At 47.3% G+C, this 22,891-nt stretch carries 18 protein-coding genes and 1 pseudogene; 11 read left to right on the top strand and 8 right to left on the bottom strand.

Translation table 11 applies throughout. The features are described from left to right. Positions 1-68: 68 nt before the first annotated feature. Complete coding sequence (locus tag NDI48_10910) at positions 69-257, top strand: hypothetical protein (protein ID MEP0831716.1); 189 nt, start codon at positions 69-71, stop codon at positions 255-257. A 124-nt stretch (positions 258-381) separates the two neighbouring features. Beyond that, the gene (gene metH, locus NDI48_10905) at positions 382-3,954 is read left to right on the top strand and encodes a methionine synthase (GenBank protein MEP0831715.1); all 3,573 of its coding nucleotides are present in this window, start codon (positions 382-384) and stop codon (positions 3,952-3,954) included. Between the two features lie 13 nt (positions 3,955-3,967). On the opposite strand, the pseudogene NDI48_10900 reads toward metH, so the two are convergent. Further along, a pseudogene (locus NDI48_10900) lies at positions 3,968-4,195 on the bottom strand (Uma2 family endonuclease). 805 nt (positions 4,196-5,000) lie between these two features. On the opposite strand from NDI48_10900, the gene NDI48_10895 reads away from it, so the two are divergent. Beyond that, on the top strand, positions 5,001-6,344 hold the full coding sequence (locus tag NDI48_10895) for a WD40 repeat domain-containing protein (GenBank protein MEP0831714.1): 1,344 nt from the start codon (positions 5,001-5,003) through the stop codon (positions 6,342-6,344). A gap of 132 nt (positions 6,345-6,476) precedes the next feature. On the opposite strand, the gene NDI48_10890 is transcribed toward NDI48_10895, so the two are convergent. Further along, complete coding sequence (locus NDI48_10890; protein MEP0831713.1) at positions 6,477-7,253, bottom strand: Uma2 family endonuclease; 777 nt, start codon at positions 7,251-7,253, stop codon at positions 6,477-6,479. On the opposite strand from NDI48_10890, the gene NDI48_10885 reads away from it, so the two are divergent. Together NDI48_10885 and NDI48_10880 are read left to right on the top strand one after the other, a co-directional pair. After that, positions 7,245-7,409 (top strand): hypothetical protein, encoded by a 165-nt coding sequence (locus tag NDI48_10885; GenBank protein MEP0831712.1) that lies wholly within the window; start codon positions 7,245-7,247, stop codon positions 7,407-7,409. The two genes, NDI48_10890 and NDI48_10885, sit on opposite strands and share 9 nt — an antisense overlap. A gap of 112 nt (positions 7,410-7,521) precedes the next feature. Next, entirely contained in the window at positions 7,522-7,962 is a 441-nt protein-coding gene (locus NDI48_10880; GenBank protein ID MEP0831711.1) for a hypothetical protein, read from the top strand. A gap of 234 nt (positions 7,963-8,196) precedes the next feature. On the opposite strand, the gene NDI48_10875 is transcribed toward NDI48_10880, so the two are convergent. The 4 genes from NDI48_10875 to NDI48_10860 form a co-directional block, all read right to left on the bottom strand. Further along, positions 8,197-8,826, bottom strand: coding sequence for a hypothetical protein (locus tag NDI48_10875; protein MEP0831710.1), 630 nt, complete (start codon positions 8,824-8,826; stop codon positions 8,197-8,199). A gap of 324 nt (positions 8,827-9,150) precedes the next feature. Next, positions 9,151-10,392 (bottom strand): M20 family metallopeptidase, encoded by a 1,242-nt coding sequence (locus tag NDI48_10870; protein MEP0831709.1) that lies wholly within the window; start codon positions 10,390-10,392, stop codon positions 9,151-9,153. 319 nt (positions 10,393-10,711) lie between these two features. After that, positions 10,712-11,392 carry a dethiobiotin synthase gene (bioD, locus tag NDI48_10865; protein MEP0831708.1) on the bottom strand — a complete coding sequence of 227 codons (681 nt, stop codon included), beginning with the start codon at positions 11,390-11,392 and terminating at the stop codon, positions 10,712-10,714. A gap of 18 nt (positions 11,393-11,410) precedes the next feature. Continuing rightward, entirely contained in the window at positions 11,411-13,444 is a 2,034-nt protein-coding gene (locus NDI48_10860; protein MEP0831707.1) for a serine/threonine protein kinase, read from the bottom strand. Between the two features lie 927 nt (positions 13,445-14,371). Between NDI48_10860 and NDI48_10855 the strand changes: the two genes are divergently transcribed. Then, complete coding sequence (locus NDI48_10855) at positions 14,372-15,331, top strand: ribose-phosphate pyrophosphokinase (protein MEP0831706.1); 960 nt, start codon at positions 14,372-14,374, stop codon at positions 15,329-15,331. 175 nt (positions 15,332-15,506) lie between these two features. Here the strand turns inward: NDI48_10855 and NDI48_10850 are convergent, their stop codons facing one another. Continuing rightward, positions 15,507-15,680, bottom strand: coding sequence for a hypothetical protein (locus NDI48_10850; GenBank protein MEP0831705.1), 174 nt, complete (start codon positions 15,678-15,680; stop codon positions 15,507-15,509). A 98-nt stretch (positions 15,681-15,778) separates the two neighbouring features. Between NDI48_10850 and NDI48_10845 the strand changes: the two genes are divergently transcribed. The 5 genes from NDI48_10845 (at position 15,779) to NDI48_10825 (ending at position 20,956) form a co-directional block, all read left to right on the top strand. Further along, entirely contained in the window at positions 15,779-16,582 is an 804-nt protein-coding gene (locus NDI48_10845; protein MEP0831704.1) for a hypothetical protein, read from the top strand. Positions 16,583-17,147: 565 nt separating this feature from the next. After that, complete coding sequence (locus NDI48_10840) at positions 17,148-19,058, top strand: Mu transposase C-terminal domain-containing protein (protein ID MEP0831703.1); 1,911 nt, start codon at positions 17,148-17,150, stop codon at positions 19,056-19,058. Positions 19,059-19,060: 2 nt separating this feature from the next. Continuing rightward, positions 19,061-19,936: an ATP-binding protein gene (locus tag NDI48_10835; protein ID MEP0831702.1), complete on the top strand. Its 876-nt coding sequence runs from the start codon at positions 19,061-19,063 to the stop codon at positions 19,934-19,936. A 33-nt stretch (positions 19,937-19,969) separates the two neighbouring features. Beyond that, entirely contained in the window at positions 19,970-20,491 is a 522-nt protein-coding gene (locus tag NDI48_10830; protein MEP0831701.1) for a TniQ family protein, read from the top strand. Between the two features lie 45 nt (positions 20,492-20,536). After that, on the top strand, positions 20,537-20,956 hold the full coding sequence (locus NDI48_10825; GenBank protein ID MEP0831700.1) for a hypothetical protein: 420 nt from the start codon (positions 20,537-20,539) through the stop codon (positions 20,954-20,956). Positions 20,957-21,713: 757 nt separating this feature from the next. Here NDI48_10825 and NDI48_10820 read toward each other — a convergent pair. Beyond that, on the bottom strand, positions 21,714-22,891 hold a 1,178-nt coding region (locus tag NDI48_10820; protein MEP0831699.1), incomplete at its 5' end, for a PatA/PatG family cyanobactin maturation protease.

Here is a 22,891-nt window from a genome sequence, read left to right as displayed (position 1 = left end):
AGTTGTAAAGTATCTTTAGCGAACAGGGGTAACGGCGGTTACGGCGGGTTGGGTATTTGAGGAGAGGGATGGGATCTGCTGAGAGCAGTAGTGCTTCACTATCGCACTGTTCAATCTTCTCAACGGGTGCTTGGCGGGTGGTGCGGTACGAAATACGGTTTGGCGATCGCTTTTTAGCGATCGGTTGTATTACATTTGGCGATCATTCCCAAGAACTCGCTGCGAAGGCTACCCTCATAGCGCAGTTTCTTGCATAAGTTGCAAAGCTTGTTCGTCAGACTTGTTCATCGTCTTTTATGCTCCCAAACTCTATAATTTTTGCAAATATAGATTAAGCTAATCATCCACAGCCTATCTCAAATCCCTATTTAGAAGCCGTCCATGAACAGCCCCTTCCTGACTCGCCTCCATAGCCCGGAACGCCCTGTCATCGTCTTCGATGGTGCAATGGGAAGCTCACTCCAGACGCAAAACCTGACAGCAGAAGACTTTGGGGGGGCGCACTACGAAGGCTGTAACGAGTATCTAGTTGTAACCAAACCAGAAGCCGTTGAGAAGGTACACCGAGATTTTCTGGAGGTTGGGGCGGATGTGATTGAGACGGATACCTTTGGTGGTGCGTCGATTGTACTAGCCGAGTATGACCTAGCTGACCAAGCTTATAGTTTGAATAAGACAGCCGCAGAATTGGCAAAGCGCGTGGCGGCTGAATACTCCACACCAGAGAAACCCCGTTTTGTGGCCGGTTCAATCGGGCCAACAACCAAATTGCCAACGCTGGGGCATATTGATTTTGACACCCTGCAAGCCTCCTTTGCCGAACAAGCCAGGGGACTTTATGACGGCGGTGCTGACTTGTTGATTGTGGAAACCTGTCAGGATGTCCTGCAAATTAAGGCAGCGCTAAATGGGATTGAACAAGTCTTCCAAGAGAAAGGCGCACGCCTGCCATTGATGGTGTCTGTGACAATGGAAGTCCAAGGCACCATGTTGTTAGGGTCAGAAATTGGTGCTGCACTCACGATTTTAGAGCGTTACCCCATTGATATTCTCGGCCTGAACTGTGCCACGGGGCCAGACCGGATGCAGGAGCATATTAAGTTCTTATGTGAACATTCGCCCTTTGTTGTGTCCTGTATCCCCAATGCTGGACTACCGGAAAACGTCGGGGGACACGCCCACTACAAGCTGACGCCGATGGAACTGCGGATGGCGTTGATGCATTTTGTAGAAGACATGGGTGTGCAAGTGATTGGCGGCTGTTGTGGGACGCGCCCCGACCATATTCAACAATTAGCAGAAATTGGCAAAACCCTGAAGCCGAAAGAGCGGCATCCTGAGTTTGAGCCATCGGCAGCATCAATTTACAGTGCTCAACCTTATGAGCAGGATAACTCGTTCTTGATTGTAGGTGAGCGCATCAATCCCAGTGGTTCTAAAAAGTGCCGCGAGTTGTTAATTGCTGAAGATTGGGATGGATTGGTGTCTTTAGCCAAGGCGCAAGTCCGGGAAGGTGCCCATATCCTCGATGTCAACGTGGATTATGTGGGGCGTGACGGTGAGCGGGATATGCACGAATTGGTGTCGCGTTTGGTAACAAATGTAACACTCCCCCTGATGCTGGACTCCACAGAATGGCAAAAGATGGAGGCGGGACTAAAGGTTGCGGGGGGTAAGTGTTTGCTGAACTCCACGAACTATGAAGATGGGGAAGAACGTTTCTTCCAGGTGCTGGAGTTGGCGAAGAAGTACGGTGCGGGTGTTGTGATTGGCACCATTGATGAAGAAGGGATGGCGCGGGCAGCAGACAAGAAGTTTGCGATCGCACAACGCGCCTACAACCAAGCAGTAGAATATGGTATTCCCCCCTACGAAATCTTCTTTGACACCCTCGCCTTACCCATTTCTACCGGTATCGAAGAAGATAGAGCCAATGGTAAAGCCACGATTGAAGCCATTCGCCGCATCCGGGAAGAGTTGCCAGGATGTCACATGATGCTGGGCGTTTCTAATATCTCATTCGGATTAAACCCAGCGGCGCGGGTGGTACTCAATTCCATGTTTCTGCACGAAGCGATGGCAGCAGGCATGGATGCCGCCATTGTCAGCCCCAATAAGATTTTACCCTTGGCAAAAATTGAACCCGAACATCAGGAAGTCTGCCGGAAACTGATTTATGATGAACGGCAATTTGAGGGGAATGTCTGCGTTTATGACCCCTTAGCAGAGCTTACCACGCTGTTTGAAGGGAAAACTACAAAGCGCGATCGCTCCCAAGATGAAAGCTTACCGGTTGAAGAACGTCTCAAGCGGCATATTATTGATGGTGAACGCATTGGTTTGGAAGAACAGTTAGCCAAAGCATTAGAAAAGTATCCCCCTTTGGAAATCATTAATACGTTCTTATTAGATGGGATGAAAGTGGTTGGGGAACTCTTCGGTTCGGGGCAAATGCAGCTTCCTTTTGTGTTGCAATCAGCGGAAACCATGAAAGCCGCAGTGGCTTATTTAGAGCCATTCCTGGACAAAGCAGATACGGGCAATAATGCCAAAGGGAAAGTGATTATTGCAACGGTTAAAGGGGATGTTCACGACATCGGGAAAAACTTAGTTGATATCATCCTTTCTAACAATGGCTACCAGGTGATTAATCTGGGAATTAAGCAACCTGTCGATAACATTATTGATGCCTACGAACAGCACAAGGCAGACTGCATTGCCATGAGTGGATTGCTGGTGAAATCCACGGCTTTTATGAAAGAGAATTTGGAAAAATTCAATGAACGGGGCATCACCGTACCCGTGATTTTAGGGGGGGCGGCGCTGACTCCTAAATTTGTCCATGATGATTGCCAAAATACCTATAAAGGGAAGGTTGTTTATGGCAAAGATGCTTTTTCTGACCTCCACTTTATGGATAAATTGATGCCTGCGAAAGCGGCTAGTAAGTGGGATGATTTAAAAGGATTTTTGGATGAAATAGACGAAACTGCAACGGCAACAACGAATGGTCATAAAGAATCTGTAACTGAAGCGAAGGAAGCCAAAGATTCGACTGAACCAGTAGTTATAGATACCCGACGTTCAGAAGCCGTTGCAATTGATATTGAACGTCCCACGCCTCCCTTCTGGGGAACTCGGATATTGCAAGCAGAGGATATCCCCTTGGAGGAGATCTTTGGGTATCTGGATTTGCAAGCGTTGATTGCTGGACAGTGGCAGTTCCGGAAACCGAAGGAACAATCACGGGAAGAGTATGATGCGTTTTTGCAAGAGAAGGTTTATCCACTTCTAGAGGATTGGAAGCGGCGTATTGTTGAGGAGAAGTTGTTGCATCCTCAGGTAATTTATGGTTATTTTCCTTGTCAATCTGAGGGGAATTCACTACATATCTACAATCCGGAGGGAACGAACCACAGAGGCACAGAGAGTACAGAGAGTTTAGAGAGGAGAGAGGAGGTGGCGAGGTTTGATTTTCCTCGGCAGCGTTCTTTACGGCGTCTGTGCCTTGCTGATTTTTATGCGCCGAAGGAGTCTGGGGTGGTGGATGTGTTCCCGATGCAGGCCGTGACGGTTGGGGAGGTGGCGACAGAATATGCGAAGAAGTTGTTTGACTCCAATCAGTACACGGATTATTTGTATTTCCACGGGTTAGCGGTGCAGACGGCGGAGGCGGTGGCGGAATGGACGCACGCTCGAATTCGTCGGGAGTTGGGTTTTGGCAGTGAGGAACCGGATAATATTCGGGATATTTTGGCTCAGCGCTATCGGGGTTCTCGGTATAGTTTTGGCTATCCGGCTTGTCCAAATCTACAAGACCAGTATAAGCAGTTGGAGTTGTTGGGAAGCGATCGCATTAATCTATATATGGATGAAAGCGAACAGCTCTATCCGGAACAATCGACAACGGCGATTATTGCACATCACCCAGTAGCGAAATATTTCAGCGCTTGAGGAGTGGTGCACATCACAACTGATTTGGGTCAATCCCGCGTTCTCGCAGGAGCGCCTCTAATGCTTGATAGCGCTGTCTTTCCTGTTCCAACTGCGTCAGTGCTTCATCTGCTCGTTGGCGCTCCTGTTCGGCACGTTGGTATTCTTGTTCAGCGCGTTGGCGTTCCTGTTCCCTCTGTTGAGCTAGTTCAATATAAGTAAGGAAGCGTTCTCCTGAAGGTGCAAAAATTTCTAGATTGTTCCATCCCTAACTCTAAAATTTCTAGTTCACTGGGCAAGCAGCACTCGTGAAGCGATCGCGTTGATGATTGTGTTTGACTGCGTACATCCCCCGCTGTAGCCACCTCACAGAAAGCGGCGAGGAAGCCCCAACATACGCTTAGAGGGGAGGAATCGCCTTCGCCCTTCTTGGTCCTTTGTCATTTGTCATTTGAGACTTCGGACAAATGACCAGTGATACCAAATCCGGGTTAAATACCCCTTTTTTAGTGGAGACAAGGCAGAAGGCAAAGGGCAAACCGGAGCTTTAGTGAGGACAGAAGAAAGAAAAGACTTCAAGCAAAAAGGGGGTTATCAAGGCGGATTTGGTATGACCCCTCTTTTGTTATTTTGGGGCATAAAGCCTGGGCGAAGCATTCTTGGATAAGGCTTTTAGGCTTTGTACCAAGTTTGTAGCAAGAATGCTTCGCCCCTACAAAAATCGTCGTTCCGTCCCGGAAGTAACAAAAGAGGGATGACTCTCGCTCCACTTGCATCCCCCGTCTTTTAAGCGGGGGATGAGTTAATGAGCTTTGCCTTCCGTGCGGGAAATGAAGGTAACTTGGTTAGGCAAGCCAACTGTTAACGCTAACATCTACCATGATGGGCTTGGACAGAATATTGTTATTTGAAGATTTTTTGAATCATGACAAGCATTTAGAAGTTGATGAAACCACTCGTTTAGATGCTAAAATCCCGAATTCTCAAGTTGCTTCATGAATGAACATCGTTATTCCCACCGCTGGATTTAAATCACTGTCTAGTGACAACATAATTTACAAGGTGACATGAAAAAAAATCCTAATCAGCCCCAAGAACCCCAAGAGTACGATGTCGTTAAAGGTGGTCAAGTTCCACCCCTAGTGACTGCTGTAGTTCTAGGAGGAATCAAAGGGGTTAAGCAACGGCTCTTCAGTGGGGCGGTGGAGCATCGGATTGCGGCGCTCCATGAGGCACTAAAGTATGAAGATGCAGGCTTGGATTTAGTGGTTGAAGTTTTCAAAGATTTAGTGAGTCAAGAAAACCGAGGTGAATTAAGGCAGGTAATGTGGACTGCCTATGCTCTACTGCGTTCAAGGACAGAGCCTCAAGTCAAGCAGGTGTTATGGGATTACAACCCTTATCCATTGTTTGAGTGCCTCAATACTTTTAGTGGATCTTCAGGCTGGTTGCCTCCTAATGTTGCTATTACTCCAAATGGGCAGACCGTAGTCTGTAGTGGCCCAGATGAAACGATTAAAATATTGGAGCTACAGACAGGGCAAGAAATTTGCACTCTTAGTGGGCATCCTAAAGGGACTCGCTCTATTGGCTTCAGTGCAGATGGACAGATACTCGTTAGTTGCAGTTATCGTTGGAGTGGAGCTGAGTACTATGATGATGGCGGTAATGAGTGCATAATTCAAGTGTGGGAGCTGCCAACAGAACGGAAAATTCGCACTTTCAGTGGGTATGGAGACTTTGCCCTGACGCCAGATGGACAGCTCTTGGTCAGTGGCACAACGTATGATAGTTGGAACTATGAAACGGAACAGCCCACACTCAAAGTATGGGATGTCAAGACAGGGCAGGAAATCCGCACCCTCCAGACGCATTGCTGGGTTGATTCCCTAGTCATTAGCTCAGATGGCCAAACTCTCGCCTGTGGAGAAATTGTTGACTTTTATGACTGGACGACGCGGATGAGAATCTGGGATTTGTTGACGGGACAGGAAATCCATACCCATAGTGAAAAGGCAGGGTGGTACGACGAACTTAAATCCTTTGACTTTACTATCAGTCCGGATGGACAGACCATCCTTAGTGGCAGCCTCAACAACACGTTAGAGGTGTGGGGTTTGCAAACAGGAAAGCTAATCTGCACCTATGATGAGGTATTCAGACCCAAGTTTAATCGCCGATTTTCAGACCCAAGTTTAATCGCCTTCAGCCCAGATGTACAAACTCTCGTCTGTGTCGGCTACGACTACCTGGTGGGCACGATTATTAATATGTGGGATTTAGCGACAGGACGAGAAATTCCCACTTTTATGGAGCACAAAGACTTGGCATCGATTGCTCTGAGTCCCAATGGACAAACCATAGTCAGTGGCAACTACAACGGTACAATCAAGGTGTGGGGAGTGCCGTAGAGTTTTCCGGGCTACTCAGACGAAGAGCCTTACTTATGGGTGATTGGGATTGGGCGGTCTAACTGGCAAAGCGGAGTTTTATCAGTCAACCAAGAGCCAGTGGATATGCGATCGCATTTTCCCCTCAAACCCCTAAACCTCATCATCCAAATTCGGTTCAACACCCAGAGAACGCAATTGTTCTGCTAATCTTTCTACTCGTCGCCTTTCTCGCTCAAGCATTTGACCTTCTTGCTCAGCTCGTTGTCGTTCTCGTTCTTCAGGAGTCAGAATCCAGTTACCAGCAGCATCATACCAACGCAACCAGACGCGATCGCATTCCCCATAGAAACCCTGCCACAGCCCCAAACCTAGCTGAATATCGTTCATCCACACTCGCGGTTCGCTTAGTTCTAACTCACTGTAGCTACTACCTGCTAACTGAAACGTTCTCAGTTGATTAGTGCGACCATTAAACACTATGTAATAGGGCACGCGCAAAATGCGTTCATAGACTTCCCACTTCGTCGGCGGTTGATTCGCTTCTCGCAGCGTCTGCCCCAAGTCTTCTTTTTCTGTACCCGGTGAAATCAGTTCTACCGCTACAAAAGGATTGACTTCTTCTTGCCACACCACATAGCTCATTCGCAAATCCCGTTGTTCATAGAGTCGGTCAACTCCCACCACAGCAAACCAGTCGGGGCGTTTGTACCAATTGGGTTGGCGCGGATTGTAGTAAAGATTCAAATCGCTGGCAACAAAAACCTGAGCGCTGGAGTAGTTCGCAGGACAGAAGGTATCTTCAAGGAAACGAGCTTGTAATAGGTGATATTTGTCAGGCAAACCGGGTTCCTCTGGGTCTTCGCTGGGAAGATCGTACATTGTGGGCAAAACTTTTTTCGGGTCGAGAGGTGGGTCGGTTTGATACATGATGCCCAACAGAGTAACGCTGTCAACTTAATCTTATTGCGGCAAGAATGCGATCGCATCAATCTCTACATGGATGAAAGCGAACAGCTATATCCGGAACAATCGACAACGGCGATTATTGCACATCACCTCGTCGCAAAATACTTCAGCGCCTAAAGGTTATCTCCCTGTGGCGATTGCCTGTCAGAAAAAATGTATGCAGGACACGAAAGGAATGTCAGAATTGTTTGGCTGCTCCTGTTGACTCCAGTACGCACACGGAAATGTGATGACTGCTCCCAATCAAAACTCACAATCAGAAGACACCAGCCAACAACCAGCCACTGTTGAAGAGGTTGTTCAACAGCGCGTCGATAGCGCGAAGAACATGGCTCGCAAGGAAGAGGTATTAGAAATTTATGAGGACTTGCTGCAAACCATTTGGAATCGAATTATGCCGACTTTAGGCAGAGTGACGGTGACGGCTATTATGGAGCGGGCTTTAACACTAACAGCAGAAAAATACCATTTAATCAAGCATCTGGAAGTCACTGCGGAAGGAGTTTCCTTTGAGGTTCTGCGTCAACGTCTGGAAGAAGAAGGGAAGCCCGCCTTGCGCGAAGCCTTCAAGGAAGTGATTACCAATCTGATTGATATCCTTGCGATGTTGACGGGAGACATTCTCGTGCGACAGCTATTAAAAGAAATTGAAGAAAGACGGTTAATTTGACACATTCACCGTCGGATTTAAGATGATTCACGAGAAGAGACTCAAAGATAAAAATAAAGATGCGATCGCACCTTCCTCCCAAACCCCCGCATAGTGTGGTTCTGTGAGCGGACATGATATCACTCAGCTGAACTGAACTGACTAAAAATGCGATCGCCCAAGTCCAACTTTTCAATCTACAAAAAAGCACCTTTGTCAAGGTGCTCTAAGAGGAGGTAACAATCAACAGAAAATTTATCGTTCTCGATAAACACGAGGACTGCGAGTTCCCACTGAAGCTCCTCCCATCGATGCGGCTAAACCCAGTAAGGAACCAATTACAAAAGACCACAATCCCTTAGCGGCGTTGCCTGCAACGTCACGCGTTTGCTGAGCTGTTACATTAGGCGCATTGTCGGGTAAATTAACGCCACCCTGTTGAACCTGATTGACGACTTCCCCGGCATTGGAGGCTGCGATCCCAAAAGCCCCCGTGACGCCACTGGCTAATAACCAAGAGCCAAGTGCTAGAGTGGTTGCCCAAAGAATTGCACCGTTGAGAAGCGCTGTATTGCGGTTCATTGGCCCACTGGCACGCGCTGCAACCCAACTTCCGATAAATAGTGCAATTAACAAACTAATAATTGACCAAATTCCTACGCCCGTGCCAACACCGGGTGCATTGGATCTAGGTGCCCCTGAACCTGATAGAAAACTGGCTCCAATCGCAGCACCTAGTGCGCTCAAAATGAGTTGAGTGGCTAAAGCAACGACCAACCCTGAAACAATCGGTCCCCACCGTACACGGTCATGGTATTCCACTACTTGATTAACGACGGGAGGTTCAGTCATCAAATTATCTCCCGGTCTATTTCCGTATGTCATAGCCTACTACTCCCTTCCCTTGCTTCCTAATCCGTTAAAAGTTTTTTTCTATGGACTAACGGCGTGACATTAACTTTAGCTCGGAAGTCGATGCAATACGTCTATCAGTAGAAAGAGTAGGCTTCTCTGTCCTGAGAAATACTGGCTCAAGTGTACAGGATTACAAAAAAATATCAAATAATGTAAATCCTGATCAATGATAAGGATACCAGTTAACCTAGTACAGCGCGGCGGAAATAAAGCTACCCTTCAAAATTACTGGAATGCTAACACTATAAGCATTTTGAATTTTGAATTCCGCGAAGCGGTACTAGGTTTTCTGCGTCAGCGACAAAGCTTTTCTAGACAACGAACAAAGATTTCTACACCCATCAATAAAGCTGTTTCATCAAAATCGAATCGCGGATGGTGATGGGGATAAGCTAATTTTTTATTAGGGTTGGCTGACCCCAAGAAAAAATAGCAACCTGGCACTTGCTTAAGGAAAAATGACATATCTTCCCCCCCCATAGTTTGACATTCTGGAACAACTCCGGCTGGAGTTTCCACAACATCGGATGCCACTGATCGAACAAGTTCAGCCATGCGGGCATCATTAATTACGGGTGGATAAAGCTCCACATAATTAAACTCGTAACCTGCGCCCTGACTCTGGCAAATACCAGCAATGAGTTGCTCAAGTCTTTTGGCAAAATACCCTTCTAGTTTGGGGTTAAAATACCTCACCGTACCACTCATTTTAGCCGTATCGGCAATCACATTGAGTGCTGTACCCGCATGAAGTTTGCCCACCGTTACCACCGCTGAATCAATGGGGTCAACATTGCGAGCGACAATGGTTTGTAAAGCATTAACAATTTGGGCACTGACGACGATTGAGTCAACTGTTTGATGGGGCATCGCACCGTGTCCCCCTTTGCCAAAAATAGTGCAATTAAAGCTTTCTACGGCTGCCATTAATGCACCACTGCGTACACCCACTGTACCCAGGGGCAAATTGTTCCACAGATGCAAACCAATGATGGCTTCAACATCTGGATTTTTTAGGACACCCTCTTCTATCATCGGTTTGGCTCCCCCTGGCCCTTCCTCTGCGGGTTGGAAGATGATTTTTACGGTGCCGGCGAAATCTTCTCGGTGATGGGCGAGATAATAAGCGGTACCCAGAGCGATCGCGGTATGTCCATCATGACCACAAGCGTGCATCATACCGTCATGTTGCGAGCGGTAGGGCACGTCATTTTCTTCTTGAATGGGTAGAGCATCCATATCCGCCCGAATGCCGAGTACAGGGCCAGGGCGGTTACTGGAAATTGTGGCAACAATCCCGGTTTTGGCAATGCCGGTTTGATAACGAAGCGGTACTGAGGAGTCAGGTGTCTGATCAAATCCCCATTCCTGCAACTTCTGTGAGATAAATTCCGCCGTTAGTTGTTCTTTAAAGCCTAATTCGGGACGCTGATGCAGATATCTGCGCCATTCGACGAGTTGAGGCTGCAATGAGCGAATCGCGAGTCTAATCTGAGATAAATCAACCGAATGGGGATGGGGGAATGTAGAAACCATGTTTGGCAGCGCTTAATAGTAACATTGAAGGGAATATTCTCTACTCAGGGAGATACCCTCCACCCAACCTAACTGATCAAGACTCTGAGTGTCTAAATTGGTGTTGCTCACCCCATATCGATAGCCTGTCTAAAGGATTTGTGAAATCCTCTCTTGTCTGGCTCTGTGTTCTCTATGCCTGGAGTGGTTCGTTACTTTCACCACTCAAATAGACTAGCGATAAAGCAGTTCCCTTCAGTGGCACACAATCATTGGTAGGGGCACGATATTCTCGCGCCCTTAAAGCGTGGTAGAAGCAACTATGCCGTAAGCGTTGCTTCTAGCTTGGCATTAACAACTCCAAATCTAAATTTGAAGCCACTTGAGCCAGCTTCGAGAGGTCAGTGGGGTCAGCCAAATAAGGTAAAATGCCCAAAACTGGGACGTTTGTCAGAGACTCAATCAAGTCGATGGGTGTCCAATTGGCGATGTCCTCCTCTGAACAGGACTGGACACAATTGAGAACAATGCCTTGAAGCTGAACTCCACAAGAGCGAGCTAAGGCAACATTGGCAACCGCTTGCGCGATCGCACCGAGTTTCACCGGCACGACTAATACAACCGGTAACCGCCAATCCCTTGCCAAATCCGCTACCGTCAGTTCGTGAGTGATGGGTGAACCCAGTCCGCCGAGGGCTTCCACCAACACCCACTGACGCTGCTGCTGCAAGCTACTAAACGCCTGCCAAACTAAACCGAGGTCAACGGTACGTCCTTCCCGTTCTGCCGCCACGGGGGGTGCTACGGGCATCTGGAAGCGCAAGGGCGTAATTTCTTCTGGGGCTTGGTTGAGGTCAAAGAGCTGTTGATACAACTCACAATCTCCTTCCCCCGTTTGAATGGGTTTGAATACCCCCAAACTCTCTTGAGGACGGTAAGTCTGCCAATAAGCCACTAGGGCACAGGTCAAAACTGTTTTGCCCGTTCCGGTGTCGGTGCCAGTAATTAGTAGTGCGTTCAAAGGTCAATCACGGTTGCTTTACGGGGTCGGGGTGGGAGTCGGGGTGGGAGTCGGGGTGGGAGTCGTGGTGGGAGTCGTACTCGGAGCCACGTTCTGTAGACTGAGATTTAGCTTAAAGCTTGCCTCATCTCCAGCAATCACATCAACTTTATAATTACCAGGCCGCACAAAATTGATGCCGGCGGCATTTTGCTGAACGGTTCCATCGGGATATTGAACATTGATTCTCACGTCAGTTTCTACAGGCTTCACCGTGAGCGCCTGACCTGCTGGAACTGTCACCAAATACCGCTTGATCAGTTGTGGGCTAGTTTTACCTGAAACATCCACGCTTTTACCCGCTGCCACCTTGACTGTTTCTGAGTCGTATTTAGCTGAAGGCGAGGGTGACGGTGACGGTGAGGCTGAGGGCGACGGTTCCAAAGTCAGCGCTAGCGTGTAATCGCTATCCGCCACACCTTGGACGGGCCGCAGTTGAATGGTGTAATTTCCTGTAAAGGGAAGCGTTCCTTCCCAATTCTTCACCCGTGTCGCCCGGTTGCCCACAGGCTTTCCATTGGGTCCGAGTACAGTCATCAAAACGCCTTCGTCCGGAATCTGCGCGGTCAGCCGTTGGTCTTGTTCACCCTGGATCTTGTAGTTAACCGTTGTATTAGCGTTTAAATCCCCGGCTGTGGTGATCGTTTTACCGACGGGCACGTTTAGGGTTCGACTAAAGGAAGTTGGCGTTGGTGTTGTTGTCGGTACGGGTGAGAGTGGTGTTGCCGGTATCGGTGAGAGTGTTGTTGTCGGTATCGGTGAGAGTGTTTCGATGGGTGTCGGCGGTAATGTTTCCGTAATGAGAGGAGTTGGTAACTCGTCACCAATTGTCTCAGTGGGCGTTACAGAGGCTTGAGGGTCCCCTTGATTTCTCAGGGAACTGAAAAGCGCCCAAGAACCTAATCCTGCTAACAACGCCAGCGTAATTCCAATCCCGACGACAGCCATGGGATTGTCCCAGATTGTGTTTTGGTTGGGATCAGGGATTGACGGATTACCGCGTTGTGGTGTTCTGGCAGCCGCACCTCCTGCGGGAGTGCGTCCTACAGCCATGGTAGCGACTTGTGAGAGGTTGGGATCAGGTCGTTGAGGAGGTGGGGGGGAGACAGGCGCTTGGGGGGTGGGTGTGGGGGATTGAAGTGCTTGCACCACTTCCGTTGCCGACTGGTAGCGATCGCCCGGTCTATAACTTAACATCCGGTTCAAAAGCGTCGCCAATTCATCACTCACATTCGCCCATCGCCGCCAGCTCCAAGTGAGTTGATTATCATCAAATAGGGCTTGTGGCTCTTTGCCAGTTAGCAGTACTACGGCTGTAGCCGCTAAAGAATAGAGGTCACTGCTAGGATAAGCCCGACCCGTCTGGATTTGTTCGCTGGGTGCATAACCGACTTTGCCCACGGTTGTCACGGGTGCCGAGGAGGCGACCGAGGTGAAAATCCGGGTTGCCAGTTCCTTAACCACGCCGAAGTCGATCAGCACCGGCAAACCGTCCGAGTTGCGCCGAATAATATTGTCCGGTGTAATGTCTCGGTGAATAATGCCTTTGCTATGGACGTGATCCAACACCGGCACTAACTGGAGTAATAACTGCCGAATCTCGGCTTCTGAGAAGACGCCAGCGCTAGGCTCTGGGCTTCCCCCGCTCGGATTGGTACTTTGAATATAAGTCTGAGCTTTGCGATCATTGAGCAGTTCGCGATAGGTTTTCCCCTCCACATAGTCCTGCACCAAAAACAGCCGTCCGTCCTGCTCAAAGTTGGCTCGGAACTGGGGAACTTGTGGGTGGTTAATTTTATAGAGAGATTCTGCCTCTCTTTGGAACAGTTCCTTCGACTTCTCCAGTTCATACGCTCCTGTCTCAGGAGGAATCAATTCTTTGAGGGCGCAACGTTCATTAAATCGCCCTTGATCTTCTGCTAGGTAAGTCCGACCAAACCCGCCTTGACCCAGAACACTGAGCAAGTGGTAACGATTTTGCAGAATAGTTCCTGAGGGAATCGGTGGTTCCATGAGCGTATCTACCAGTTTTTATCAGAAAGAGGAAGGACGCCTAACGGCAAGTTGATTTTGCCTTCCGTGCAGCAGCTAGCTGTCTTCACTTCCTTAGGGTACCGTGAATGAAACCAACTCGCCAGTAGGATATTTATCAGAAATTTTCTTTATTATTCTGTTAAAAAATAATAAAGAAAGAATTTATTTTTAGTCAATCAGCCATTTTTACCCCTATGAGGGCATATTCCTTTCGAGTGAAGTTTTAATTTTTCTCCTCTATCTATAGAGAAAGACCTGAAGCGAAAACAGCGCTTGTGAAAAAAGCCTACCCCTCTAGCTGAACGAAAGCTACCCAAACGAGAAATGTAGTGATACACTATAAAGCTGCCTTAAGCTTTTTTGACTTACTACACTCGTCTGTGTGTCGGCAGACTACTTTGCGACTCACGACTCAAACAACTTGGCCTAGGTAGCCATCAGCCTTTTCTAGAGCAACCTAACCTAGAAACCAATGGCTATTTTTGTATCTTTACTTCCGACTTCTGGTCGTTCAATTTTTCATGCGTCAATTCCTGTAAAAGCTGAATTTTCCGTGAGATTTGTTTTTTCAATTGACTCACCAGAAATCTAACTCACGACTTTTTCTGAGTTCGAGTCCAAGTCCGTGTAAAGGAATAGCTATAGCCTGTTTTTGGGGTGGATATAGTACGCCACACAGGGACTTTTTACGTGTTTTACAAGTTGTATTTATGTAAAAAAATTAAAGTTTATTTCTTTATGCTGATTAATTAGCTTTCATCTATCTAAATGAATGCCTATCCTTCTCATCAGTACAACTTTTTTAAAAATTCTTACAAGTGTTTATAACTGGGAATGATAAGATTGCAATCAAATGAGCTTCGAGGGTTTGCTGTGAGCCGTTCTGCAACTTTAACGCTTCAGCCCATGCTGCCGCCAATTGCGGACAATAATCGTCTCCGACTGTTTTCAGGTTCTGCGAATGTTCCACTTGCACAAGAAGTGGCTCGTTATCTGGGGATGGATTTGGGACCGATGGTTCGCAAACAATTTGCAGATGGAGAGTTATATATTCAAATTCAGGAATCCATTCGGGGTTGTGATGTTTACCTGATTCAGCCAACGTGCCAACCGGTAAACGCTCACCTGATGGAATTACTGATTATGGTTGATGCCTGCCGTCGGGCATCAGCGCGGCAAATTACTGCCGTAATTCCCTACTATGGTTATGCCAGAGCAGACCGCAAAACGGCTGGGCGCGAGTCGATTACGGCGAAGCTGGTTGCTAACTTGATTACGGAGGCAGGTGCCAGTCGAGTTTTAGCCATGGATTTGCACTCTGCCCAAATTCAAGGCTACTTTGACATTCCCTTTGACCATGTCTACGGCTCACCTGTACTGCTAGATTACCTGGCAAGTAAACGACTTTCTGACATCGTGGTTGTTTCACCTGATGTGGGGGGTGTGGCTAGAGCCAGGGCTTTTGCCAAAAAGCTAAATGATGCTCCCCTAGCGATTATTGACAAGCGTCGGCAGGCACACAATGTGGCGGAAGTGATGAATGTCATCGGGGATGTCAAAGGCAAAACAGCCGTTTTGGTAGACGACATGATTGATACCGCGGGCACCATTTGTGAGGGAGCGAAAATACTGCGGAAGGAAGGCGCACGCCAAGTCTATGCCTGCGCGACTCATGCCGTCTTTTCGCCTCCAGCCATCGAGCGCCTTTCGAGTGGGATATTGGAAGAAATCATTGTGACGAATACAATTCCCGTTGCGGAAGAAAAGCGCTTTGCACAGTTAACGGTGCTTTCGGTGGCTAACTTGCTGGGCGAAACCATTTGGCGTATCCATGAGGACAGCTCTGTAAGTAGTATGTTCCGCTAATGGAGTAAATCTCCTGAAAGAATTCTTCGCAGAAGCTTGTAATACCAACTCCGGTTGGTATTACTCCTTGTTCTCTAGCCCGCGTAGGTCCGGAGATCATACGAGGACTATGTTTTGTGTAGCCCCAGGCTTCCAGCCTGTGGGGGAAAAGAAGGTATTAGAGCATTAACGAAATTCAACGTCCCTGCTTCTCATCAGATGGCGGGGGTTGTTTTTGTATCTGCGCCTGATTCTCTCTAACAGCTTTTTCTAACTCCACTTCTAGCTCAGACTTTAAAGACTCCGTCCAGTCATAGCAACACACCAAAGCGACTCGCGCCTCACCACACCCCAACTGGCGCGATCGCAAATTCGCCTCAATTTGATAATATTGGCCGAATCCTCAAGGATGGGTGACGTTAAGCTAGTCAACAACAGTTTCGCAAGCTAGTTAGGAGGATGTAGGAGATGACTCAGGGTTCTGTCAATCAGCTTGGTGAAACTATCCCGCAAATGCTCAATGGATATGACCCTAACGTGTTTCCAGCATTTCATCAAACGCTCTCTACGCACTTTCCAGGGGCATTACCCATGACCAAGTACATGAGAAAGACTTTCCAGAGTCTGAGTGCCTACGGTTTTTGTGACGAGAACACGATGGGAATGATCGCAATTTGTCGAGATGAAATCGCTGAACCGCTATTCACTGAGGTGATTCGATACTGGGGGAAAACCTTTAATTGTTGCAGCTTAGCCGGGTTCGTCATGATGGGGAAAACTGGGTTAGCTGCCGCGACAGACCATACCCCCATCGTTGATGGTATTCGTCGCTTTACCTTCTATGCCATGCCCCACATCGCCATTTCTAGACATGGTGATGTTGGTAAGGTCTATAGAGATGGCCTTCAAAAAGCTTCCCATGCTTGTGGAGCATTAGAAACAGTTGTCGAAGAACTGGCATCTGGTCACCTAAAACTAGAAATGGATATGCAGGATATTGAACAAACAATTATCCGGCAGAAAATTCTTTCGACCCTTACCTATGGGGATAAACCCGATTTGATAGAAATTACGAGATTGGCGTCTCGAATTATTTCTGATGATGTCAAAAACCTCTTAAACATCCTAGATTGCTCAGTATTTAAGTATGCCGTTATGACCGGAATTCAAATTCACGGTCCTTTAGGCAGTCACTGGATCTATCCGCAAGATTTTTATGTCGTCGGATCTGACCTTCCTGGAGGAAAGGCAGAGATTGAAGCGTTTGGGTAGGGGCGGAAATGAACCTCAGTGGCACGAACACGTCAGCAATGTATTTTCAGCTTGTGTAGATAAGGGTTTCAGTGGGTGCGGTTTCATCAACCCTCCCTTAATAGGGAGGGTTGATAGACACGTCTGGAAATGATGATGAGAAGTGCCACAAATTTAGCAAAAGAGGGTTGAAAGGAGTGCCTACTTTACAATCTGGAGTAACTGAGCATAGCTCACTTTCCAGGAAAAATCTGAATCGAATTCGGATTAGCAGCACTAATTTGTTAACCGTTAATGGGTTAGGGCAAGCGACATCAATGTGTTAACGGCGAACACATAAAGTGTTAATTGACATATGTACATTCGCAAATTAAATGTCGCACTTCAAGAGCGCGACATATATAATTTAAATCCGTGAAAGCTTTTCATCACAAGCTTTCCAAGCTTTTCAAGCCCAAGAGCGACAATTGGGTCGATTTCGCATATTCCATGTCGAAAATCTTAATTCGCAAATAAATTGTCGTTTTTCTTGATTTGGTGACCTCGCAAATTGAGTGTCGTATTGTCTAGCTATTTTTCCGGAGTAATGGTACATTTTTACTGCTCCTCAGAATGGATGCTCTTCTCCTCGATGCTAGACGACCCATCTGAACTGACAGAAGAATTGACACAAGATTTAGATACTCTCTACCTCGGTGAGAGTAATTTTCAAGTCGATCCCTCACAAATTCTTCGAGAAACGGCTGATAAACACAAACTTAAATTTAATCTCGTTCAATGGCTTGCCGAATCTCCGAATCGCACGATTAAGTCTCAAAGGAAGCAGGTGATCGCAAATACCCTAAATATTTCTACTCGGCAGGTAGAGCGCCTCCTCAAGCAATACATCAAAGATGAGCTGCCAGAGACAACAGGAGCGCAACGCTCAGATAAGGGGAAGCATCGCATCAGTGAATACTGGGAAGAATTTGTTAAGACAAGTTATGAGAAGAGTATTAAGGATAAACATCCACTATCTCCAGCAGAAGTCGTTCGTGAAGTGAAGCGACACGCAATCGTTGAGCTTGGGATTGAAGAGGGTGACTATCCCCATCCAGCCACGATCTATCGAGTGTTGAAGCCCTTAATTGAGCATCAAAACCGGAAAAAGCGTGTTAGAAATCCGGGTTCAGGCTCTTGGCTGGCAGTTGAGACAAGAACTGGACAACTATTGAAGGCGGAGTTTAGCAACCAAATCGTCCAATGTGACCACACAAAGCTGGATATTCGGATCGTCGATAGTGATGGCGTGCTATTACCTGAGCGACCTTGGTTAACTACTGTCGTAGACACTTTCTCAAGCTGCGTTCTTGGTTATCACTTATGGAGAAAGCAACCAGGTTCTGATGAGGTAGCTCTGGCTTTAAGACATGCCATCTTACCCAAGAACTATCCCTCTGGATATGAGCTTGGAAAACCGTGGGAGATAGGTGGCTCTCCGCTCCAATATTTTTTTACTGACGGTGGGAAGGATTTTCGCTCAAAGCATCTAAAAGCCATTGGTAAGAAGCTAGGTTTCCAGTGCGAACTGCGCGATCGCCCTCCTCAAGGCGGGATTGTAGAACGAGTTTTCAAAACCATCAATACTCAGGTTCTCAAGGGACTCCCTGGTTACACAGGTCCAAATGTTCAGGAGCGCCCGGAGCAGGCAGAAAAGGAAGCCTGCTTGACCATTCACGATTTGGATAAAATCCTAGCTGGGTTCTTCTGCGATGACTATAACCACCAGCCATATCCCAAAGACCCTAAGGATACAAGGTTTGAGAGATGGTTTAAAGGAATGGGTGGAAAATTACCTGAAGTGCCAGACGAGCGAGAACTAGATATTTGTCTAATGCAAGAGACTCAGCGAGTTGTTCAAGCTCATGGCTCTGTCCAATTTAAGAATCTGACCTATCGAGGAGAATCACTCAGGCAACATAGCGGCAAATACGTCACATTGCGATACGACCCTGACAATATCCTGACGTTGTGTGTCTACAGCAACGAAACGGATGACAAGCTGGGAGATTTTCTGGGATATGCTCATGCGATAAACCTGGATAGTCAGGATTTGAGTTTGGATGAGTTGAAAAGGCTCAACAAAGAGCGAAGCCAAGCTCGTAAGGAACATTCAAACTATGATGCTCTGCTGGCGCTAGGCAAACGGAAGAAACTTGTTGAGGAACGTAAACAGGACAAAAAGGACAGGCAGCGAGCTGAACAAAAACAGTTACGGCAAGCCTCCAAAAAAGACTCAAATGTCGTCAAGTTACGTCAGGATAGGGCTTCAACCTCTTCAAAGAAAAATGAGCCGCTTGAACTTTTGCCAGAACGGATTTCCAGGGAACAAATCAAGCCTCAACAACCAGAACCACAACCCGAAGAAACATTACCCTCTACATCTGATGCTCAAGAGCAGGAGAGGCATCGGCTGATAATTTCTAATCGTCAAAGCAAATTGAAAAGGATCTGGTGACTATGGCGCGATCGCAACTTGTAACTCAGACACCTGTTGAAGTTTTGGCTCCTCAGTTAGATTTAACCGCTCAACTTGCCAAGGCTGCTGAAATAGAGGAGCTATTCAAAACGGGTTTTATTCCAACCGATCGCTCTTCTGACTACTTCAAATGGTTGGATGAACTGCGGTTCCTTAAACAATGTGGTCGTGTTATTGGTCCGAGGGATGTCGGCAAAAGCCGTGCATCAATCCACTATCGAGAAGAGGATCGCAAACGAGTTTCTTATGTGAGAGCGTGGTCAGAATCGAGTTCCAAACGATTATTTACACAAATTCTCAAGGACATTAATCATGCAGCAGCCAACGGTAAGCGGGAGGATTTGCGTCCTAGATTGGCAGGTAGCCTTGAGCTATTTGGCATTGAACTAGTCATCGTTGACAATGCAGACAATCTTCAACGAGAAGCCCTACTCGATCTGAAGCAGCTTTTTGATGAGTCTGGGGTTCCTATTGTTTTAGTTGGAGGACAGGAAGTAGACAGCAAATTGGATTGCTTCGACTTACTAACTTGCTTTCCAACGTTATTCGAGTTTGAGAAACTCAACTACGAAGACTTGAGAAAAACCTTACGGACTATCGAGCTTGATATCCTTGCCCTACCGGAAGCATCTTGTTTAACGAAAGGAACGATGTTTGAAACTCTAGCCATCAGTACGGAAGCCCGTATAGGTATCTTAATCAAGATTTTGACGAAGGCGGTTTTACACTCGCTTAAAAAAGGCTTTGGCAGAGTTGATGAAGGGATTTTGAAGAACATTGCAAATCGATATGGCATGAAATATGTTCCCCCTAAACCAACAAATGACAGTGAGGATTGCTCGGTTGTTGCTAGCTAGCAGTCCTAAAACTTTATTTGGCACAAGACTCGAATGCAGGAAGTAGATGAAAGCTTACCAAGGTTAGGCTATGTTGAACCTTACGAAGGCGAGAGCATTAGTCATTATTTAGGACGCTTGCGGCGATTCAAGGCGAACAGCCTTCCCTCCGCCTATTCATTGGGAAAACTAACCGAGCTTGGTGGAATCTTGGGAAGATGGGAAAAACTATATTTCAATCCGTTTCCCTCCTCTGAAGAATTGGAAGCATTGGGGAAGCTAATTCGAGTGGATGCAACCCGACTCGCCGAGATGCTGCCACCCCCCGGCACAACCATGAAGCCAAGACCCATTCTTTTGTGTGCGGTTTGTTATGCGGAGAACCCCTATCATCGGATTGAGTGGCAATTTAAGGAGCGATGGGGGTGCGATCGCCACCAGTTGCGCTTGTTAGGGAAATGCACTAACTGTGAGACTCCATTCCCAATTCCTGCGTTATGGGTGCAAGGAGAGTGTCCCCATTGTTTTCTGCCGTTTGCTACGATGGCGAAACGACAAAAGTCCTGTAGAGTTTAGCTTCGCTTACGTTATGCTCTTTGAATCGTCATCCCGGTAGCTAAAATGCTTGCATCTAGTACTGTTCAAATCCACATTGCAGCCCTCTCCTTGATGCTCTTACTCGCCAGTCGCAAGGAGGAAGAAGCGAACGGCAGCCAAGAGGAAGAAGTTAGCTTGATTCCGCCAGTGTCGGTACAGGAGGCGGCGCAGTTAGGAATCTATCTATATGAGAAGTATGGAGGTAGGGAAAAATTTAGGCTACCTCAAGCTCTTGCTCAGGCAAGCCCAATAACTCTCAAAGATATTGATGAAATATCGGATTTTTTTGAAAATAACGAATTCGATCCAAGAGCGCCAGGGTGGAGAAGCCAAGCAAGTCCTTCGGTTGAATGGATTCGTTGGCTTCTGATGGGAGGCTATGAAGCTAGGGGCTGGGCAAAGACTGTGAAGCGGATAACAACTGCTGTCATTGAAACGCCATAATCACATATCTAGGGCGATCGCATCCGACAACTACAGTAGTAGATTGAGACATGGCAGGCAATGCGATCAAAGTTGGGAGGGATTAACGGTGAATTTGGACTTTGGACAAACAAAGACGTACAACATGTTAAATTAACTTATTTACACCCCGACTCTGGACAGTTTATGATTACACGTCAAATCGTTGTTGGTAATGATAATCAACTCAAGCTTCAAGTGGGGTGACTATCAGATAATGTCAGTGCCTATCTTTTAAGACAACAACAACAGTCATTGCTAGAAGTAATTGCCTCTGTCATCCCCTCACCAAAACAACGAAATTTTTATCTATTCGGTCTGGATGTTACTCGTGTACCGCGCCCTTATGCTAGGACTCTAGAAGACCGAACTTATATCCAGCCAGATTGGTACACCTGCCTTATCTCCCAAACACAGAGGTTTTTCACCGGGAAGAACTCATGGGGAGTTTCAAACTCCTCGCCCCAGACACAAAATAGTCAAAAAAGACAAAAAAAGAAGGCAAAAAAAGCTAACTGCCGCCTAACACGCTTTAGTACTACCTAATTAGGTTGACAAAAGTTTGCGCACACCAATCGCGAACACTTCTGCTTTGTCCAAAGTCCAAGGTGAATGAGTCATCGCATCAAAGCATTACGTCTAGAGCTATACTGACTGGACGTTTGAAGGAAACATATATCTTTAGACACTGTTGGCAAAATATTCCTTAACATTGGAAAAACCAATGCAAGTAGTATCGCTAACGCGGAACTGACCACGATCGCACTTTGCCCAAAGTGACTGGCATGAGATTGGCAACATCGATCGTAAATCGATACACCTTTTTGGCGCGACTGCTGTTTTCTGAGTCGAAAAACTTCAGTTTCACATCCCAACAATTACTATTCAAGCGACAAAAGGGGCTTTTTTCAACTTCAATGCTGTCTAGTCCCATGCCGCTATTAATCGCTTCAGCAAAGGTGGAGGCAGCTTGAAAGGCGTTAGTGGCTGCAAAATTGAGGGCGCGATCGCGATCGAGATGTCCTAAGTTTCGCAAGTCGTAGTAGATGCGATGCAGAAAACTCTTGAGGGAACGCCGCATTGCCACACCATCAGGTTCGTTGGCTTCAGGGCTGACAGTGGTAACGGCTGCTTCGACAAGGGCATTAACTTGCCAACCGTACATCCCTCTAATATTTGGCAGTGCCAGGACAGGAACAACCTGCCCGGAAAATAGTTCCACGGTGCGATCGGTCAAATTGCCCGGAATACTTACTCGCTCGATATAATCATCGCTCTCTGCGGGCTGAATTTGTCCAGCCAGCAACATCCCAAAGACAGCATAGATTTCACTGGCAAAAGCCTTTTGAGGTTCTAGCGCGTAGATGGGCGTGAGTTCCTGATTCAGCGTCCAGATGAGAGATTTACCTTCAGCAGGGCTTAACTCTAGGTGATTCACCATCTGGCGGGCATCGTAAGGATTGGCAGGAACTAAAACGCCATTGATGCTGACGGAGGGCATCTGTTGCTTGAACGTGTCGCGACGGGCTTCGGAGCCGAAATCGTAGCCGAGGGTGCCGAGGACGTAGACTTTGCTGGAGACGGCGCTGGGTGTGATGGTGGAAGGGGAAAGGGAGAGGGGGAGAGGGGGAGATTGGGAGAGGGGGAGATCGGGCAAGGAGGAGGCAGGGGAGATGTCTGCAAGTGTGGCTGAGGCGGTGATGAGTTGAGAGGGTGCAGGAGAGTGAATCTCGCTGAGAGGTTGAGAAAAGTCGGTTAGCGCAGACTCGAAACTATCTGGGAAAGAATTGCTGTTTGCTGGCAAAACAATTTGTGGACGGACAGCAGCGGCTTGAATATTAAGTAAAGGCTGCCCCGTTAGTAATTGATAAGCACCGGGAATATTTAATTTACCCACTAAACAACGTTCTGGTTCTG

The organism is Microcoleus sp. AS-A8, from assembly GCA_039962225.1.
Classification (GTDB): Bacteria; Cyanobacteriota; Cyanobacteriia; order Cyanobacteriales; family Coleofasciculaceae; genus Allocoleopsis.
Note: the sequence above shows the minus strand (reverse complement) of the source record. Positions and strands in the feature narration are given on the sequence as shown.

Bases quoted from the DNA above. Each gene is read 5' to 3' on its own strand.
- NDI48_10910 (MEP0831716.1), top strand. From the start codon at position 69: ATGGGATCTGCTGAGAGCAGTAGTGCTTCACTATCGCACTGTTCAATC.
- metH (MEP0831715.1), top strand. From the start codon at position 382: ATGAACAGCCCCTTCCTGACTCGCCTCCATAGCCCGGAACGCCCTGTC.
- NDI48_10895 (MEP0831714.1), top strand. From the start codon at position 5,001: ATGAAAAAAAATCCTAATCAGCCCCAAGAACCCCAAGAGTACGATGTC.
- NDI48_10890 (MEP0831713.1), bottom strand. From the start codon at position 7,253: ATGTATCAAACCGACCCACCTCTCGACCCGAAAAAAGTTTTGCCCACA.
- NDI48_10880 (MEP0831711.1), top strand. From the start codon at position 7,522: ATGACTGCTCCCAATCAAAACTCACAATCAGAAGACACCAGCCAACAA.
- NDI48_10875 (MEP0831710.1), bottom strand. From the start codon at position 8,826: ATGACATACGGAAATAGACCGGGAGATAATTTGATGACTGAACCTCCC.
- NDI48_10870 (MEP0831709.1), bottom strand. From the start codon at position 10,392: ATGGTTTCTACATTCCCCCATCCCCATTCGGTTGATTTATCTCAGATT.
- NDI48_10860 (MEP0831707.1), bottom strand. From the start codon at position 13,444: ATGGAACCACCGATTCCCTCAGGAACTATTCTGCAAAATCGTTACCAC.
- NDI48_10855 (MEP0831706.1), top strand. From the start codon at position 14,372: ATGCTGCCGCCAATTGCGGACAATAATCGTCTCCGACTGTTTTCAGGT.
- NDI48_10845 (MEP0831704.1), top strand. From the start codon at position 15,779: ATGACTCAGGGTTCTGTCAATCAGCTTGGTGAAACTATCCCGCAAATG.
- NDI48_10840 (MEP0831703.1), top strand. From the start codon at position 17,148: ATGGTACATTTTTACTGCTCCTCAGAATGGATGCTCTTCTCCTCGATG.
- NDI48_10835 (MEP0831702.1), top strand. From the start codon at position 19,061: ATGGCGCGATCGCAACTTGTAACTCAGACACCTGTTGAAGTTTTGGCT.
- NDI48_10830 (MEP0831701.1), top strand. From the start codon at position 19,970: ATGCAGGAAGTAGATGAAAGCTTACCAAGGTTAGGCTATGTTGAACCT.
- NDI48_10825 (MEP0831700.1), top strand. From the start codon at position 20,537: ATGCTTGCATCTAGTACTGTTCAAATCCACATTGCAGCCCTCTCCTTG.